General features: G+C 69.5%; 15 protein-coding genes. 7 read left to right on the top strand and 8 right to left on the bottom strand.

Annotated elements, in window-relative coordinates; genetic code table 11:
- The first annotated feature begins 151 nt into the window (after positions 1-151).
- The 7 genes from E3T49_RS14780 to E3T49_RS14750 all read left to right on the top strand — a co-directional run bounded on the left by E3T49_RS14780 (position 152) and on the right by E3T49_RS14750 (position 8,590).
- Positions 152-1,303 carry an ROK family transcriptional regulator gene (locus E3T49_RS14780; protein WP_134425665.1) on the top strand — a complete coding sequence of 384 codons (1,152 nt, stop codon included), beginning with the start codon at positions 152-154 and terminating at the stop codon, positions 1,301-1,303.
- A gap of 37 nt (positions 1,304-1,340) precedes the next feature.
- Complete coding sequence (locus E3T49_RS14775; protein WP_134425664.1) at positions 1,341-2,447, top strand: LLM class flavin-dependent oxidoreductase; 1,107 nt, start codon at positions 1,341-1,343, stop codon at positions 2,445-2,447.
- A 23-nt stretch (positions 2,448-2,470) separates the two neighbouring features.
- Positions 2,471-3,445, top strand: coding sequence for a dihydroorotate dehydrogenase (locus tag E3T49_RS14770; RefSeq protein WP_134425663.1), 975 nt, complete (start codon positions 2,471-2,473; stop codon positions 3,443-3,445).
- The gene (locus E3T49_RS14765; protein WP_134425662.1) at positions 3,445-4,461 is read left to right on the top strand and encodes an iron-sulfur cluster-binding protein; all 1,017 of its coding nucleotides are present in this window, start codon (positions 3,445-3,447) and stop codon (positions 4,459-4,461) included. Before E3T49_RS14770 ends, E3T49_RS14765 begins: the two co-directional genes overlap by 1 nt.
- Positions 4,462-4,719: 258 nt before the next feature.
- On the top strand, positions 4,720-6,993 hold the full coding sequence (locus E3T49_RS14760; RefSeq protein WP_134425661.1) for a polyribonucleotide nucleotidyltransferase: 2,274 nt from the start codon (positions 4,720-4,722) through the stop codon (positions 6,991-6,993).
- Between the two features lie 191 nt (positions 6,994-7,184).
- Positions 7,185-8,108, top strand: a complete 924-nt coding sequence (locus E3T49_RS14755) for an SGNH/GDSL hydrolase family protein (protein ID WP_134425660.1) — start codon at positions 7,185-7,187, stop codon at positions 8,106-8,108.
- Positions 8,109-8,248: 140 nt separating this feature from the next.
- Positions 8,249-8,590: an ArsR/SmtB family transcription factor gene (locus E3T49_RS14750; RefSeq protein WP_241972848.1), complete on the top strand. Its 342-nt coding sequence runs from the start codon at positions 8,249-8,251 to the stop codon at positions 8,588-8,590.
- A gap of 12 nt (positions 8,591-8,602) precedes the next feature.
- Here the strand turns inward: E3T49_RS14750 and E3T49_RS14745 are convergent, their stop codons facing one another.
- The 8 genes from E3T49_RS14745 to E3T49_RS14710 all read right to left on the bottom strand — a co-directional run bounded on the left by E3T49_RS14745 (position 8,603) and on the right by E3T49_RS14710 (position 17,094).
- A complete protein-coding gene (locus E3T49_RS14745; protein WP_134425659.1) occupies positions 8,603-10,117 on the bottom strand; it encodes a hydrogenase large subunit in 1,515 nt (504 codons plus the stop codon).
- Entirely contained in the window at positions 10,114-11,724 is a 1,611-nt protein-coding gene (locus E3T49_RS14740; protein ID WP_134425658.1) for a proton-conducting transporter transmembrane domain-containing protein, read from the bottom strand. Before E3T49_RS14740 ends, E3T49_RS14745 begins: the two co-directional genes overlap by 4 nt.
- The gene (locus E3T49_RS14735) at positions 11,724-12,380 is read right to left on the bottom strand and encodes a hypothetical protein (protein ID WP_134425657.1); all 657 of its coding nucleotides are present in this window, start codon (positions 12,378-12,380) and stop codon (positions 11,724-11,726) included. Before E3T49_RS14735 ends, E3T49_RS14740 begins: the two co-directional genes overlap by 1 nt.
- Before the next feature lie 8 nt (positions 12,381-12,388).
- The gene (locus E3T49_RS14730; protein ID WP_134425656.1) at positions 12,389-13,339 is read right to left on the bottom strand and encodes a respiratory chain complex I subunit 1 family protein; all 951 of its coding nucleotides are present in this window, start codon (positions 13,337-13,339) and stop codon (positions 12,389-12,391) included.
- Complete coding sequence (locus tag E3T49_RS14725; RefSeq protein WP_134425655.1) at positions 13,336-15,354, bottom strand: proton-conducting transporter transmembrane domain-containing protein; 2,019 nt, start codon at positions 15,352-15,354, stop codon at positions 13,336-13,338. The genes E3T49_RS14730 and E3T49_RS14725 overlap by 4 nt, the downstream gene beginning before the upstream one ends.
- Positions 15,351-15,836, bottom strand: coding sequence for an NADH-quinone oxidoreductase subunit B family protein (locus tag E3T49_RS14720; protein ID WP_134425654.1), 486 nt, complete (start codon positions 15,834-15,836; stop codon positions 15,351-15,353). The genes E3T49_RS14725 and E3T49_RS14720 overlap by 4 nt, the downstream gene beginning before the upstream one ends.
- Positions 15,837-15,911: 75 nt before the next feature.
- Positions 15,912-16,544 (bottom strand): LON peptidase substrate-binding domain-containing protein, encoded by a 633-nt coding sequence (locus E3T49_RS14715; RefSeq protein ID WP_241972847.1) that lies wholly within the window; start codon positions 16,542-16,544, stop codon positions 15,912-15,914.
- Between the two features lie 16 nt (positions 16,545-16,560).
- Positions 16,561-17,094, bottom strand: a complete 534-nt coding sequence (locus tag E3T49_RS14710) for an Lrp/AsnC family transcriptional regulator (RefSeq protein ID WP_134425653.1) — start codon at positions 17,092-17,094, stop codon at positions 16,561-16,563.
- Between the last annotated feature and the right edge of the window lie 24 nt (positions 17,095-17,118).

Genomic DNA, 17,118 nt, shown 5'->3' with positions numbered 1-17,118 from the left:
GCTCCTTAGGCCGTCAAATCACTACCGAATCTTTCTACGGCAAAAAGAATAGGACGTCAACTTCTGGAATCGGTGACGTTGTGGGGTGGAAATTCCGTGGGAGGCAGCATATTCATGCCATCATGGAACAAATGGCACCTCAGGAGTGGATATGACCACGGATGCACCGTCGACGGCGAGTGAGACCGCCCGGGAACTCGCGCGCGCGGTTCTCATCCACGGCCCGATCTCCCGCGGCGACCTCGGTCGTCGCCTGGGTCTGTCGCCGGCCAGCCTCACCCGGCTGAGCAAGCCGTTCCTCGACCGGGGGCTGTTCGTCGAGGGCAGCGAAGACCATGACGGAACCGTCGGGCGCCCGGCCCGGCCGCTGGACGTGCGGGTGGATGCCAGGCGGTTCGTCGGCGTGAAGCTCACCGGTGACGACGTCTTCGGAGTGCTCACCGACCTGCGCGCCAACGAGCTGCACTCGGCGCGGCGACGGCTCGCCGACCACACGATCGAACATGTCGTGGCCAGGATCGAGGAGGTCGTGCGCGAGCTCGGCGGACCGGACGGGCTGTCTGCGCTCGGCGTCTGCGTGGGCGGGCACGTCGCCGACGCTCGGGTCGTGACCCAGGCGCCCTTTCTGGGTTGGCACGACGTCGACCTGGCGTCCACGCTCGAACGGCTGCTCGGGATCCCGGTCACGATCGAGAACGACGTCGTCGCGCTCACCTCCGCCGAACAGTGGTTCGGGATGGTCCGGGGTACGCCGACCTTCGCGGTTCTGACCATCGGTGTCGGCGTCGGCTACGGGCTGGTGGTCGACGACCGGGTGATCGTGACGGTCGACAGCGGCCTGGGTCTCGCCGGGCACATCCCGCTCGACCCGAACGGGCCGCTCTGCCCCGAAGGGCACCGCGGCTGCTCGCGGGCCATGCTGACGAGTCAGAGCGTGTCCGCCCAGGTCAGCGTCGCCCTCGGCCGCGAGGTCGACTACGACGAGGTGCTTCGGCTCGCGGCGGCGGGGAACCGGGCTGCGGCATCCGTCGTCACCGCCACCGGACGCGCCCTGGGCCGGTTGATCGCGGTGATCGCCAACCTCGGGATGCTCGACACGATCGTGCTCTCCGGCGAGGGGATCGGCCTGTGGGCTCTGGCATCCGACGACGTCATCGCCGCCGCCCGAGCCGACCGCGACCCGGCCGCGACGGCGCTGACCATCGTCGTCGACGACGGTGGGGTCTCCTCATGGGCCCGCGGGGCAGCGGCCGTGGCCATCCAGCACTCGTTCGGCCGTCTGCCTGCCCCTGCCAGCGAATAGAATCGTCTGTGCGCGCCGCGCGAGTGGGAGGCTGCACATGCAATTCGGGATCTTCACCGTGGGTGACCTCACGGCCAACCCCACGACCGGTCACACCCCCACCGAGCATGAGCGCATCACGGCCATGGTCGCCATCGCCCGGAAGGCGGAAGAGGTCGGCCTCGACGTCTTCGCCGCCGGCGAGCACCACAATCCGCCTTTCGTGCCCTCCTCGCCCACGACGCTGCTCGGCTATATCGCGGCGAAGACCGAGCGGATCATCCTCTCCACGGCGACGACGCTGATCACGACCAACGACCCGGTGAAGATCGCCGAAGACTTCGCCATGCTGCAGCATCTCTCCGGCGGCCGGGTCGACCTGATGCTCGGCCGCGGCAACACCGGCCCGGTCTACCCGTGGTTCGGCCAGGATCTCCGCCAGGGCATCCCGCTGGCGCTGGAGAACTACGCCCTGTTGCGCCGGCTGTGGCGCGAGGACGTCGTGGACTGGGAGGGCCAGTTCCGCACTCCGCTGCAGGGGTTCCAGTCGACGCCGCGCCCGCTCGACGGCGTGCCGCCCTTCGTCTGGCACGGCAGCATCCGCAGCCCGGAAATCGCCGAGCAGGCCGCCTTCTACGGAGACGGGTTCTTCGCCAACAACATCTTCTGGCCCCGGGAGCATTACCTCAAGCTGATCAGCCTCTACCGGGCCCGGTTCGAGCACTACGGACACGGCCGCGCCGACCAGGCGATCGTGGGTCTGGGCGGACAGGTGTTCATGCGCACGAATTCGCAGGACGCCGTGGACGAATTCCGGCCCTACTTCGACAATGCCCCGGTCTACGGCCACGGCCCGAGTCTCGAGGAGTTCACCGAGCAGACCCCGCTGACCGTCGGCAGCCCGCAGCAGATCATCGACCGCTACGCCGGCATGCGCGACTACTTCGGCGACTACCAGCGCCAGCTGTTCCTGATGGACCACGCCGGACTGCCGCTGAAGACCGTGCTCGAGCAGCTCGACATCCTCGGCGGCGAGGTGGTGCCCGTGCTCCGCCGCGAACTGGCCGCGAACCGGCCCGCCCACGTTCCCGACGCGCCAACGCACGCCTCCCTGAAGGCCGCCGCCGTGACCGGACGGCTTGCGGCATCCGTCGCCCGGCCCTGACCTGTCCCGTGGAAGCAGACACCATGACCATCGCACCCCCTCGGACACCGACGGATGCGCGCAGCGCCTTCTTCGACGCCCGCCCCGCCGATTCCGCGGCGGTCGACCTCTCGGTGCGAATCGGCAGCCTCACCCTCGCCAACCCGGTGATGCCGGCCTCGGGCTGCTTCGGTCCCTCGCTCGGCCGGCTGATCCCGGTCACCGAACTCGGCGCCGTGGTCACCAAGACCGTGTTCGGCACCCCGCGCGGCGGCAACGCGGCGCACCGGCTGACCGAGATCCGGGCCGGCATGGTCAACAGCGTCGGCATCCCGAGCCGCGGCGCGGACGGCTACCTGGCCGGACAGCATCCGCTCTACCTCACGCTCGGCGTGCCCGTGATCGTCAGCGTCGGCGGCCACCGGTCCAGTGAGTACGCCCCCGTCGTTCGGGACCTGCGGGGCGCGGGCGACGCCTACGAACTCAACGTGTCCTGCCCGAACCTCGACCGCCACGGCACCGACATCGGCTCCGACCCCGACGCCATCGAGAAGGTCGTGCGCCTGGTGCGGCAGGAGACCGACAAACCCCTGATCGTCAAGCTGCCCGTGCTCGTCTCCTCGATCGCGGACTGCGCCCGGGCCGCCGAGGCGGCCGGCGCCGACGCGGTCTGCGTGGCCAACTCCGTCCCGGCCCTGCCGCTCACGGCCGACACCCGCAGCCCTGTGCTCGGCAACGTGATCGGCGGGCTGTCGGGCCCGAACATCCGCCCGATCGTGCTGCGGCTGGTCTGGCTGGCCTCCCGCGCGGTGCAGATCCCGGTGATCGCCTGCGGCGGCATCGAAACCACCGACGACGCCCTCGACTACTTCTCGGTCGGCGCCCGCGCCGTGCAGGTGGGCACGGCCAGCTTCGGACGCCCGTACGCCATGGTCGAAATCGCCCGCGCCCTGCAGGAACGCTGTCTGGCCGCCGAGGTCGCCGATATCGGCCGGCTGATCGAAATCTGGAGAGCCTGATGCCCGGAACCCCCGCCGAGACACCCGCGGTTCTCGCCGCCCGCGACGCCCTCGCCGCCCTGCGCCGCCAGCAGGCGTTCGCCGCCGCCGACGAGGCCGCGCTCGACGGCCTCATCGCGGTGCGCCCGCCGGCCCGGACGCCCCGGCCCGACCCGGTCTGGGACGACGCCCCCGTTCTCGTGCACGAGGTGGTGGGGGAGCGGTACCGCCGGCTCGTGCTGAGAACCGCCACCATTGCGACGACCGCCCTTGCCGGACAGTTCCTGATGATCACGGTGCCGCCGAAGGGTGGGGAGCGCATCCTGCTTCCGCGCCCGATGGCCATTCACCGCCGGCACCCGGAGCAGGGCACCGTGGAGGTCATCTACGGTGTGGCCGGCCGCGGCACCACCGCCCTCGCCGACGTCGTCGTGGGCGAGAGCCTCCTGGTCACCGGGCCGCTGGGCCGCGGCTTCGAGTTCCCGGATGCCGCCCTCCCGACCGCGACCCCGTCGGCCGGTCCCGGCCCGCAACCGGCCCGCACGGCGCTGATGATCGGCCGCGGCGTCGGCGTCTGCGCCATCATGGGCTCGGTCGAAGACGCCGCCGACCAGGGCATCAGCGCCACGGTCGTGCTCAGCGGCCGGTCGCGGGCCAACCTGATCGGCCTCGCCGACTGCGCCGAACTCGGCGCCACCGTCATCCCGGTCACCGACGACGACGGCTCGAGCGCGCTGCCGGCGCTGGGCGAACGCCTGCGTGCGCGCTTCGCGGCCACCCCGCCCGATGTGATCCTGGTCTGCGGCGCCGGCGTGCTGGCCCGCCTCGCCGCCGAGCTCGGCTCCGAGTGGGATGTGCCGGTGCAGGTCTCGCTGGAGGCCCACATGGCCTGCGGCCTCGGCTACTGCCACGGCTGCGCCGCGCCCGTCGCCACGGATCCCGCCGTCGAGGGGCCGCTGGTCTGTGTCGACGGCCCGGTGTTCGACGCCGTGCTGCCGCTTACCGCCGCCGCCGGGGGCGCCAACGCGGCAGGCTGAACGTCTTCTGTTAGGCTTGAGGAGGTCAATCTTACGAACGGCCACGCAGAAACACGCTCAATACGGAGCAGACCGGCAGCGCGCTGGTCCTCGGTGGTGGTTTCCCAACTCGAACAACGCGTCCGCAGTTGGTGAATTTCTACTGGTGGCCAGCACTCGCGCCGTCTCCTCCGCGTCCAGCTCGCGCGCCATACGGGCAACCGAGTCTTCGTCGCCAGAATGGCGAGAAGCAAAAAAACCAAAGGAGAGAACCCCCATATGGAGGGTCCAGAAATCACGTTCGCCGAAACCGTTATCGATAACGGCAAGTACGGCACGCGCACCATCCGTTTCGAAACCGGGCGCCTCGCCCAGCAGGCGCAGGGCTCTGCCGCCGCCTACATTGACGAAGAGACCATGCTGCTCTCCGCCACGAGCGCCAGCAAGCAGCCGAAGGAAAACTTCGACTTCTTCCCCCTCACCATTGACGTCGAAGAGCGCATGTACGCCGCCGGTCGCATCCCGGGCAGCTTCTTCCGTCGCGAGGGTCGCCCGTCGACCGAGGCGATCCTCACCTGCCGTCTGATCGACCGGCCGCTGCGCCCGTCGTTCGTCGACGGACTCCGCAACGAGATCCAGGTTGTCGTCACCGTCCTGGCCATCGCGCCCGATGAGTACTACGACGTGCTCGCGATCAACGCGGCGTCGATGTCGACCCAGCTCGCCGGCCTTCCCTTCTCGGGCCCGATCGGTGGCGTTCGCGTCGCCCTCATCCCCGACGCGAACGGCTCCGGCCAGTGGGTTGCCTTCCCGAAGCACTCGCAGATGGTTGACGCCGTGTTCAGCATGGTCGTCGCCGGCCGCGTGGTGACCGACGCCAACGGCGTGCAGGATGTCGCGATCATGATGATCGAGGCCGAAGCCACCGACAACGCCTGGGACCTCATCAAGGGCGGCGCCATCAAGCCGAACGAAGAGGTCATCGCCGAGGGCATCGAAGCCTCGAAGCCCTTCATCAAGCAGCTCATCGAAGCGCAGCAGAAGGTTGCCGCCTCGGCGGCCAAGCCGACCGGCGCCTACCAGGTGTTCCCGTCCTACCAGCCGGCCACCTACGACGCCGTCGCCGCTCTCGCGTACGACCAGCTCAAGGGCGTCTACCAGATCGCCGACAAGATCGAGCGCCAGAATGCGGATGACGCGCTGAAGGCATCCGTCAAGGAAGCCATCGCTGCCAAGGTCGCCGCCGGCGAGCTCGACGCGAGCGCGAACAACCAGGTTTCCGCCGCGTACAAGTCGGTCACCAAGCTCGTCGTGCGCTCACGCGTTCTCAACGAGGGCATCCGCATCGACGGCCGTGGGCTCGCGGACATCCGCCCGCTCGACGCCGAGGTTGCCATCATCCCGCGCGTGCACGGTTCGGCGATCTTCCAGCGCGGCGAGACCCAGATCCTGGGTGTCACCACGCTGAACATGCTCAAGCTCGAGCAGACGATCGACTCCCTGAGCCCGGTCACCAAGAAGCGCTACATGCACAACTACAACTTCCCGCCCTACTCGACCGGTGAAACCGGCCGCGTCGGAACGCCCAAGCGCCGCGAGATCGGCCACGGAGCGCTCGCTGAGCGTGCCCTGGTCCCCGTGCTGCCGACGCGCGAGGAGTTCCCCTACGCCATCCGTCAGGTCTCCGAGGCGCTCAGCTCCAACGGATCCACCTCGATGGGTTCCGTTTGCGCCTCGACCCTGTCGCTGCTCAACGCCGGTGTGCCGCTGCGCGCACCCGTTGCCGGCATCGCCATGGGCCTCATCTCCGACACCGTTGACGGCAAGACCCGCTACGCGGCTCTCACCGACATCCTCGGTGCCGAAGACGCCCTCGGCGACATGGACTTCAAGGTCGCTGGCACGAGCGAGTTCGTCACCGCGATCCAGCTCGACACGAAGCTCGACGGCATCCCGGCATCCGTCCTCGCCGGCGCGCTCACCCAGGCCAAGGACGCTCGCGCGACCATCCTGGCCGTGTTGAACGCCGCCATCGACCGTCCCGACGAGATGGCACCGACCGCGCCCCGCGTGATCAGCGTGCAGATCCCCGTCGACAAGATCGGCGAGCTGATCGGCCCGAAGGGCAAGACGATCAACGCGATCCAGGACACGACCGGCGCCGACATCTCCATCGAGGAGGACGGCACGGTCTACATCGGCGCTGTCGACGGACCGTCGGCCGAGGCCGCTCGCGCCCAGGTCAACGCCATCGCGAACCCGACCAACCCGGAGATCGGCGAGCAGTTCCTCGGAACCGTCGTCAAGATCGCCGCGTTCGGCGCCTTCGTCTCCCTGCTCCCGGGCAAGGACGGACTGCTGCACATCAGCGAGGTGCGCAAGCTCGCCGGTGGCAAGCGGGTCGAGAACGTCGAAGACGTGCTCGGCGTGGGCCAGAAGGTCCTCGTGGAGATCACCAAGATTGACGACCGTGGCAAGCTGTCGCTCGCCCCGGTCCTCGACGAGTCGGCTGAGGCCGGCACCGAGGACGCACCGGTTTCGACCGAGGCGTAGTCCGCTAGATCTACCGACAACCTCTCGCCAGGTTAGTCGGCTAGACGGAAAACCCGTCCTGCTACGGCAGGGCGGGTTTTTTGCGCCTCCGGCGTGCCGTCCGCACACCGGGATCACCACCGGTTCGAGGGTGACGTTGTCGGCGCCGGGTACAGCTAGCGGCGCCGTCGGCGCGGGGCTAGCGTGCGCACATGATGAATTCTGAGAACCGCATGCGTTTCCTGTCGCGCCTCGGGGCCGTCTCCCTCCTGAGTGTCGCCCTGGCCGTCGGCGCTGTTTCAGCCCCGGCCACCGCCGTCCCGGCCGCCCTCCCGGCCGCCGCCCCGGTCACCTCCGTCGTAGTTGCGAGCTCGAATGTGCCCCGGCCCAGCCACACCTCCTACGGGCGGCTGGACTACGTCGCCCTCGGCGACTCCTTCACCTCCGGCCAGGGCGCTCCGCCGTACTCCGACCTGACCTGCCTGCGCAGCCGGTACAAGAGCTACCCGGTCATCATCTCGCTGGTCAGCCCCTATCGCCTGACCGCGAACAAGGCGTGCTCCGGGGCTCGCCTGGCCGATATCCCGTCCCAGCTGGTCGGCGTCGGCGGGTCGACGAAGCTGGTCACCCTCACGGTCGGCGGCATCGACGCCGGGTCGACCGAGATCCTTCGGGCTTGCGCTCCGAATCCGGATCCGCTGAGTGGGGCCTGCGGTGCGGCCGTGGCGGCAAGCGTGGCGACCCTGCAAGACCCGGCCTTCGTGGCCGCCCTGGCCACGACCTACGGCCAGATCGCGGCAACCCTGCCGAATGCCCGCGTCGCCGTGCTGGGCTACCCGCTGTTGTTCCAGCCCGGGGCCTCCCCCCTGGGTGACTTGGTCAACCAGGGAACCGGCGCGTTGAACGGGGTGATCCAGACGGCCGTCGGGGTCACCCCCGAGCCGGTCGGCGTCGACCGGATCCGCTTCGTCGACGTGACGGACGAGTTCGCCGGGCACGGTATCGGGTCCCGCGTGCCCTACATCGCCTTCGACCCGTCGAACCTGATGGCACCGAGCAACTTCCACCCGAACGTGCTCGGCAACACCGGCGGCTACTACCGGGCGCTGGCCAACGACGGCCTGCTGCGCCGCTGACGGGCAGGAAGCGCTCGCGGCCACGCGGCCGCGAGCGCTTCCTGCGTGTGGGGCGCACGATCCACGCCATCCCGAGCAAGACCGGCACCGCCAGAGATCGGCTATTTGAAAGTATTACAAGTTAGCGATATGATCACACTGTGTCAACGACCGGACTACCCATGGCCCAATTGAAGTCCGACCTCTTCAAGGCTCTCGGGCATCCGTTGCGGGTCCAGGTTCTGGAGCAGCTGGTCGACGGAGAACGCTCGGTCGGCAGCCTCGCCGAGGTGCTCGGCGCCGAACTGTCGAACCTGTCCCAGCAGCTGGGGGTCCTGCGCCGTGCCGGGGTGGTCGTCACCCGGCGCGACGGCAACACCATCTTCTACGCCCTGCGCGACCCGGACGTCGCCGATCTGCTGGCCATCGCCAAACGGATGCTGGTGACCAGTCTCGAGGACTCCCACGCCCTGCTCCGCACCATCGAGCAGGACACGGAGTAACCCCGCCGGCAGCTACAGGTCGTTGCCCGCGTAGGACTGGTTGAAACTCTTGTTCACGAGTGGGAAGTCCGGCACGATCGTCTCGGCCAGGGCCACCGGCAGCGCCGGCCAGTTGAAGTACGACGGGTCGACGACCTTGAGCCGGCTGATGGTGCCGTCGGCCCCCAGCTCGACGCGGTGGCAGATGGTGCCGCGCCAGCCCTCGACGAGGGCGAGGCCGCTGCGGGCAGCCGTGGACGGGGCAACCGTTGCGGCAACCGTGCCGCCGCGGTGGGCACCGAGCCGGCCGATCAGGTCGATCGCCACCGCGATGGACACCTCGAACTCACCGGCTCGCACCCGGTAGCGGCTGAGCACGTCGCCGCCGGTGTCGGTGACCACATGGAAGTGCTCGCCGAGGTCGATGAAGGGGTGGTCGCGGCGGGCGTCGGCGTCGACACCGGATGCCCGCGCCACAAAGCCCAGCGTGCCCATGGCCTCGGCCAGTCCGGTGGGAAGCGGTGCCGTGCCGGTGAACCGGTCGCGCACGATGGCGTGGCCGAGGGTGATGGCGATGATCTCCTGCACGTCCACGGCCACGGCGCGGAGGTCGTCGGGATCGGGCAGGGCGAGCACGCTCACAGTGCCCACCATCAGCGCCCCGCGCAGGAAGCGGTGTCCGGTGACGGTCTTGTTGATGCGCAGCAGCGTCTCACGCAGCCGCTGGGCGTGTGAATTGACGACGCTGAATCCCACGTCGTTGGCCAGCGAGCCGAGGTCGGAGACGTGGTTGTAGAGGCGCTCGAGTTCCAGCAGGAGGGCGCGCAACAGCCGGTCCGGTTCGGAGACCTCGATGCCGGAGGCCGCTTCGATTGCCATCAGGTAGGCCAGCGTGTGGCCGATCACGGTGTCGCCGGCGATCTGCTCGGCCAACGCGATGCCGTCACCGGACAGGCGGCCCTCGAACAAACGCTCGACGCCGCGGTGCATGTACCACTGGCGGGCTTCCATCCGCACGATGGTTTCGCCGACCACGGAGAAGCGGAAGTGGCCGGGGTCGATGATGCCGGCGTGGATGGGGCCGACCGCGATCTCGTAGACCCCGGGGCCCTCGACCTCCACGAACGGGAACGACTCGACGTCGGGTTCGAACTCGGGGGTGACCCGGGCGTCCTTCCGCATCGGATACCAGCCGCGGGGCCAGTGCCCGTGCCGCACGAGCCGGTAGGGCTGGGGGTGGTTCGCCGGGCGCACACCGAACAGGTCCCGCGTGCCGCGCTCGAAGTTGCCGGCCGGGTACGAGAGATCGGCCAGGCTCGGAATCCAGGCGTCGTCGTAGGGAACCGGCACGACGAGATCGATCTGGCGCCGCGGGTAGACGGCCACGAAGGAGTAGACCACGCGCAGCCGGTCGCCGTCGTCGTGGCAGGCCATGAGCGCGAGCCGGTTGCCCTCGGTGAGCAGTGCGGCCGCTCCGTCCCGCAGGTCATCGCGGTCGAGCGTGCGTACCTCGGGGGTGGCGGCCGGCAGCGGGCTCGGGTTCGTCATTGGATACCTCCCAGTACCTCGGCCGCACGCGTGAGGAGCGTGCCGACCGGATCGGCGATGAAGGCCACCACCGCGGTGGTAACCAGCGCCAGGATCAGCGGAAGCATGGGCCCATGCCCCGACCGGTCCGGCACGACCGGCACGACCGGCTCGACGGGCACGACCGGCTCGACGGGGTTCGGCTCGATGTCGGCGACGATGACGGATGCGCCGGCGCCGACCGTGGGGATCAATCCGGTGAGGGCCGCCGCGGGTACGACCGGAACCGCGGCCTCGGCGGCCGCAGCGGCGGCGGCCGCGGCAACCGCGGACGTCGGCGCTCCGATGGTCATGGCCACCGTCAGCCGGGTCAGGCTGGCGAAGATGACGAGCAGCAGCACCAGCGCGATGCCGACCGTGACGCCCATGCCGGTCGAAAAGCCGGCCATGATGATGCCGACCTCGGAGAAGAAGATGCTGAACGGCGGGAACCCGATCAGGGCGGCCATGGCGATCAGCCACGGCACGGCCAGGCCGGGCCGGCGTACGAGCAGGGCGCGCACATCGTCGATCTTCGGCGTGCCCTCGACCTCGAGGATGCGCCCCGAGATCACGAACAGCGTGGCTTTGGTCAACCCGTGGCCGAGCACATACAGCAGCACGGCCGGCAGGGCCGCTGCGCCGATGGCCGCGCCCACGGCCATCATGCCCATGTGCTCGATGCTGGAGTAGGCCAGCATCCGTTTGAAGTCACGCTGGCGGATCAACAGTGCCGCCGCCACGAAGAGAGAGAGCAGCCCGCCGATGCTGAGCATCACGCGCAGGAAGTCCGGGCCGATCACGGCGTCGGTGATGGTCTGGATCCGCAGGATCGCGTAGAGGGCCACGGCGAGCAGCACGCCCGACATGAGCCCCGAGACGGGCGCGGGGGCCTGGCTGTGCGCGTCGGGCAGCCAGCTGTGCATGGGCGCGAGCCCGGCCTTGGTGGCGAAGCCGAGCACGGCGAGGGCGCCGCCGGCGCGGATCAGCGCGGGGTCGAGCGGCAGGTCGGCCTGGCTGAGCACCAGCCAGGACAGGGTGGCCTCACCCGTGCCGCGCGAAGCGGCGTAGATCAGCACGATGCCGAGCAGTGCGATGGCCACGCCCACGGAGCCGAGGATGACGTACTTCCAGGCTGCTTCCAGCGAGCGGGGGGTGCGGTGATGGCCGACCAGGAAGGCTGTGGCGATGGTGGTGGCCTCGATGGCGGCCCACATCAGGCCGATGTTGTCGGCGAGCACCGCGAGGCTCATGGCGGCCAGGAACACCGAGATCAGGGCGTCGTAGGAGCCGGCGAAGCGGACGGGCACGGCGCTGGCGTGGCCCAGCCCGCCCCAGGTGGAGACGAGTCCGACGGCGCCGACGACCGTGAGCATGTAGGCGCTCAGCGCGTCCGCGCGGAGCAGTCCGTCGCCGAGCGTGGGTACCTGGTCGGCGAGTGCGGCGCTCACCAGCAGCAGGCCCGACCCGAGCACGGCGACGCTGGCGGCCACGGGGCTGAGCCGGCGCAGCACGGGGGAGGGAACGGCGAGGCTGAGCACGGCGAGCAGGGCCGGGATGGCCAGAGGCGTCCAGAGGGCGAATGACATCAGTCGTGCAACTTTCTGAGCTGATCGATCTCGGTGTTGCCGAACTTGGTGCGCATGCGGCCGGCGAAGACGTACAGGATGACGACGACCAGCAGCACGTCGAGGGAGATGCCGAGCTCGAGGAACAACGGCACGCCGCCCGACGTGAGGAAGGCGACCGTGGCGATGCCGTTGTCGAGCACCAGGAAGCCGATCAGCTGCGATCCCGCCTGCCGGCGGGTGATCAGCAGCAGGAAGCCGATCAGCACCATCGCGAGGCCGATCGGGGCCGCGTGGGCCGAGACGCTGGTATCCCCGGCCAACAGCCGGCTGGCCACGACGTAGCTGAGGATGGTCAGCAGCGCCACGGTCAACAGCGCCGCCGTGGGGTTGAGGCGCGGCGCCTCATCCGTTCGCGTGGTGGCGTGCGTCTCCCGGGCGAGCACCCAGGGCAGGGCCACGCCCTTGACCAGCAGGACGAGCACCGAGACGAGGATCACCTCGACTTCGCCCTCCTCCACGCCGATCACGGCGACCAGCGCGGCCAGCGCGACGCCCTGCACACTGAGCAGCCGGATCGACGCCAGCAGCGAGTGCCGCCAGACCATCAGGGCGCTGGTGAGCAGCAAGGCGCCGGTGCAGAGGCCGATCAGCTGCGGGTAAATGGTGGTGAACACGGATGCTCCTAAGCGACCAGGTAGGAAGCGGTGACGGCCAGCAGGGCCAGGGCGAACGACCCCGCCAGCAGCTCGGGCACGCGGAACAGCCGCGCTTTGGCCAGGAAGACCTCACCCACGCTGAGCAGGACGCCCAACAGCAGGATCTTCACGGTGACGGTGCCCGCGCCGACGATCACGCCGAGCGCCGAGAACTCGGTCGCGATGCCCCACGGCACGATCAGGTTGCTGAGCAGGCCGAGCAAAGCCGCGAGCTTGAGCCAGGAGCCGAGCTCGAGCCAGGCCAGGTCGCGGCCGGAGGCCTCCAGTACCATGGCCTCGTGCAGCATGGTCAGCTCGAGGTGGGTCGACGGGTTGTCGACCGGCAGGCGGCTGGTCTCGGCCATGATGGCGATCGCCAGCGCGACCATCGCCAGCAGGCTGACCGGGGAGATGATCACGGCGGGAGTCGCGAGCCGCGTTTCCACGATCAGTGACAGCGTGGAGGTGCCGGCCGGGATGGAGAGTGCGTAGACCGCGAGCAGCAGGGTCGGCTCGACCAGGGCGGCGACGGTCATGTGCCGGCTGGACCCCATCCCGCCGAACGCGGTGCCGGCGTCGAGGCCGACCAGGGCCAGGGCCACCACGCCGATCAGCATGACGGAGACGATCACGAACAGGTCGCTGGGGATCAGCGGCAGCGGCAGGGTGCCCACCAGGGGCAGCAGGGCGCAGAGCAGCAGGCTGGAGACCAGGAGGGTGACCGGGCCGGCGGCGAGCATCCAGCTGCTGTCGGCGGCGCGCACCGGGTTCTTCGTGAGCAGCTTGCGCACATCGCGCCACGGCTGCCAGATGCCGGAACCGGCCCGGCCCTCAAGGCGGGCGCGCACCTGGCGGATCACGCCGATCAGCACGGGGGCGAGGAACACGAACAGCGTCAGCTGAACGAGGGCGATCACGATCGCCGCGGCGCCGGTCACAGGGACACCACGATCAGAACGGACAGTAGGGCGACGAAGGAGTAGGACAGGTAGCGGTGGATGCTGCCGTTCTGCGCTCGCCGGGCCAGAATTCCGAACCGCTGCAGCAGATTCAGCACCGGGCGGTAAAGCCGGGTTTCGACCACGTCGGACACCGTCTGTTCCACATGCACTCGTTCCACCAGGTAGCGGGATTCACCGACATGGGTGACCTCCACGTCGCGGGACGGCCGGAGCACGTCGTCGAAGACGCGCACCAGAGGCTCGGCATAGGAGGTGGCGGTGTACTGCATCCTGGGCCGCAGCCGTGAGCCGCCGCCGGCCCAGGGGAGCGGTGAGATGCGGGTGGGGTGGCGCCGGGCGGAGACGAACACGGCGATCAGCACGGGCGCCAGCAGCAGCCCGGCCAGCACCACGAAGGTGGTGGGGTCGAGCACGGCGTCGATGCCTCGGGCGTCGACGCCGGCAAGGCCGATGATGCGCACGTCGGGAGTGAACTCCGGGCCCACGGCCCCGCCGATGGCCACGGCGAGGGGTCCGGGCAGCAGGCCGAGCCCGACGACGAGCAGGGCGCCGATCACGAGCGGGATGCGCATGATGACGGGAACCTCGCGAGCCTGTTCGGCCTGCGGGGAGCGGGGGCGGGCCAGGAAGGCGATCCCGTAGGCCTTGACGAAGGTGAGCAGGGCCAGCCCGGCGGTCAGGGCGATCACGGCGACGGCGAGCGGCATGGCGACGGATGCCGCGACGGAGACGACCTCCCCGTCGACCCGGGATCCGTGGATCAGTGCTTGCAGCAGCATCCACTCGGCAACGAAACCGCTGGTCACCGGGAGGGCCGCGGCCCCCATGGCGGCCGCGCCGAACGCACCGGCGGTCCAGGGCATGCGACTGCCGAGGCCACCGAGCCGGTCGAGGTTCATCTCACCGGCCGCGCGGGCCACGGCCCCGGCGCCGAGGAACAGGGTCGACTTGAACGCGGCGTGGCTGAGCATGAGCAGCAGGGCGGCGACGAGGGCGGCGTCGGCCGCGGCCGTCGCGTTGTCGGCGCGGAGCAGAACGGATGCCCCGAGCCCCAGGAACACCAGACCCATGTTCTCGGTCGTGGAGTAGGCCAGCAGCACCTTGAGGTTGCTCGCCACGGAGGCCTGCAGGATCCCGTAGAGCGCGGAGACCCCGCCGAGCGCCATGATCAGAACCCCCCACCAGGCTGGGCCGTTCGGCAGCATCCGAACGAAGACGAGAAGGGCGCCGTAGACGCCGATGTTCACCATCGCGCCGCTCATCGCGGCGGCGACGTGACCGGGCGCCTCGGGCAGCACCCGGGGAACCCAGACGTGCAGGGGGACGAGTTCCGCCTTGCCGCCGAAGCCGAGCAGCAGCAGCAGGAAGGCCACGCTCGCCTGCCAGGAGAACGGGTCGACCGTGGCGAGCAGGTCGAACCCGGTCCCGCCGGCCAGGCCGGCGAGCATCGCGAACCCGGCCAGTACGAAGAAGAAGCTCAGCTGCGACATCGCCGAATACCAGACCAGGGCGGAGGCGACCGTGCCGCGGGTGGCGTGGTGGGCCAGCAGCAGCGCCGTGGAGCCGAGCGTCATGATCTCCCAGAGCAGCAGGAACGACACCACGTCGGTGGCGGCCGGCACCAGCTGCATGCCGAAGAGGAATACGGCCATCGACAGCCAGGCGGTGCGGGATGCCGAGGCCACGCGGGCCGAGCCGATCCCGAACAGGGCGGCCAGGGCTCCGACCGCGGAGACGACGATCATGACGAGGCCGCCCAGTTTGTCGGGGGAGAGCACGAGCGGGTCCAGCGGCAGGGCGGTGGGGATGGTCAGTGACCCGGTTCCGCCGGAGAGGGCGATCGCGCCGGTGACGACGCCGGCCGTGGCGAGCAGCGTGCAGACGGTTCCGCTGACCCGGGAGCGCCAGCGGGTGGGGGTGAGCAGGGCCGCGGCCACGGCGAGCACGAGCAGCAGGAGCTGGCCGAGCAGGCCTGCTTCGAGGGCGGTCATCGTCCGGTCATCCGTCGGAGCGCTTCGACGATGACGGCCGGTTCGGGCGGATTGCCCGGCACGGTCAGGTCGACCTGCACGAAATCGGAGACCGGCCCGGCCACCCCGTAGCCCTCGGCGAAAATCCCGCCGGTGATGGCGCAGTCGCCGACGGCGATCACGAAGCGGGGAGTGGGAGTGGCGTCGATCGTGCGCAGCAGCGGCTCGATCAGGTTGCGGGTGACTGCACCCGTGATGACGAGCACGTCGGCGTGACGCGGGGACGCGACCAGGCGGATGCCGTAGCGCTCCACGTCATAGACCGGGCCGAATGCGCTCTGCACCTCCATCGCGCAGTCGTTGCAGCTGCCCGCGTTGATGAAGCGCACCTGCACGCTGCCTCCGAAGACCTCGGCTCCGGGGAGCAGGGCCGGGGCCGGCGGAGCCGCTTCGGCGATGCGCCCACTGGTGCGGATGAGATTCGTGAGTCGTTTGACGCTCAACTCAGGCTCCAGGAGGCACGATACATCATTACTTCTTTATATACCTATATGATGTTTTTATCAAATAGATTCGGCTTATTCATCGGGCCAGGGTGCGCTCAGGGAGTCCACGGCCTCCTGGGTGTGCTCGATCACGCCGTTGAGCAGCTGCTCCATCGAGGTCGACCGCAGCAGGGTGATCTGATCCAGCGGGCCCAGGGGGGCGATTCCGGCGATCTGCCAGGCCGCCGCAGTCGGGTCGCGGGACAGTTCCACCGTGGACGGCCAGAGCTGGTCGGCGAATTCGCTGGCCAGGGCGAGGGCACGGCGAACGGCCTGCTCGGCCCGTTCCCGCAGCGGCAGCAGGTCGTCGTCCCAGTCGAGGGCGTCGAGGCTGCGCACCGTGGCCTGGGGGTGCGGGTCCTCGCTCAGCCAGTCCATGATCTCGATCCGGCGTTCGCCCTGGGCGGTCACACCCACGAATCCCTCGGAGGCCTCGAGCTCGGTGATCTGGGCCACCGTGCCGTACTGGAAGCGCCGCTCGCCGCCGCCGACCTCCTGGCCGCGTTCGATCAGCACCACGCCGAACTCGGCCGGTTCCTCCTTGAGGATCCGGGAGAGCATGACCAGGTACCGATCCTCGAACACGCGCAGCTGCAATGGCATATACGGGAACAGGACCGACCCGAGCGGGAACATCGGGAGCACGGACTGCGGCGGGGTCGTCATCGTCGGGCCGGCCGCATCAGGGGATCATCGCATCGGGGAACAGGGACGGGCCCGATCCGGAGGCGACGGGGCCGGCGCCGCCCTGGCGCCCGCTGCGCTCCAACAGAGGAGTGATCCGGTAGGGGATCAGCTCGCCCATGGCCAGTGACGTCTCGGTGCGCTCGACACCCTCGCAGGCGAGGATGGTGCCATCGATGCGGAACAGGTCGTCGGCATCCGCGCACACCACGCGCACCAGGATGTCGGTCGACCCGCTCATGCCGTGCGCCTGCACGATCTCGGGAATGCGGGCCAGCTCGGCCACGATCTGCGCGAGCCGTTTCTGCTGCACATGCACCTCGATGAAGGCCGTCAGCGGATAGCCGAGAGCGACCGGGTTGATGCGACGGTCGAAGGCGAGGAACGCACTCGACTCCTCGAGCCTCGACATGCGCGCCTGCACCGTGTTGCGGGAGAGGTGCAGCTGCTGGGCGAGCGCGACGAACGTGCTGCGCGGGTCGGCGCACAGGGCACGGAGCAGTTGTAAGTCGACTTTGTCGAGACTGTGCATAATGCTCGACGTTAGCAGGCTGGG

The sequence above is a fragment of the Cryobacterium cryoconiti genome (assembly GCF_004403065.1).
GTDB lineage: Bacteria > Actinomycetota > Actinomycetes > Actinomycetales > Microbacteriaceae > Cryobacterium > Cryobacterium cryoconiti.
Note: the sequence above shows the minus strand (reverse complement) of the source record. Positions and strands in the feature narration are given on the sequence as shown.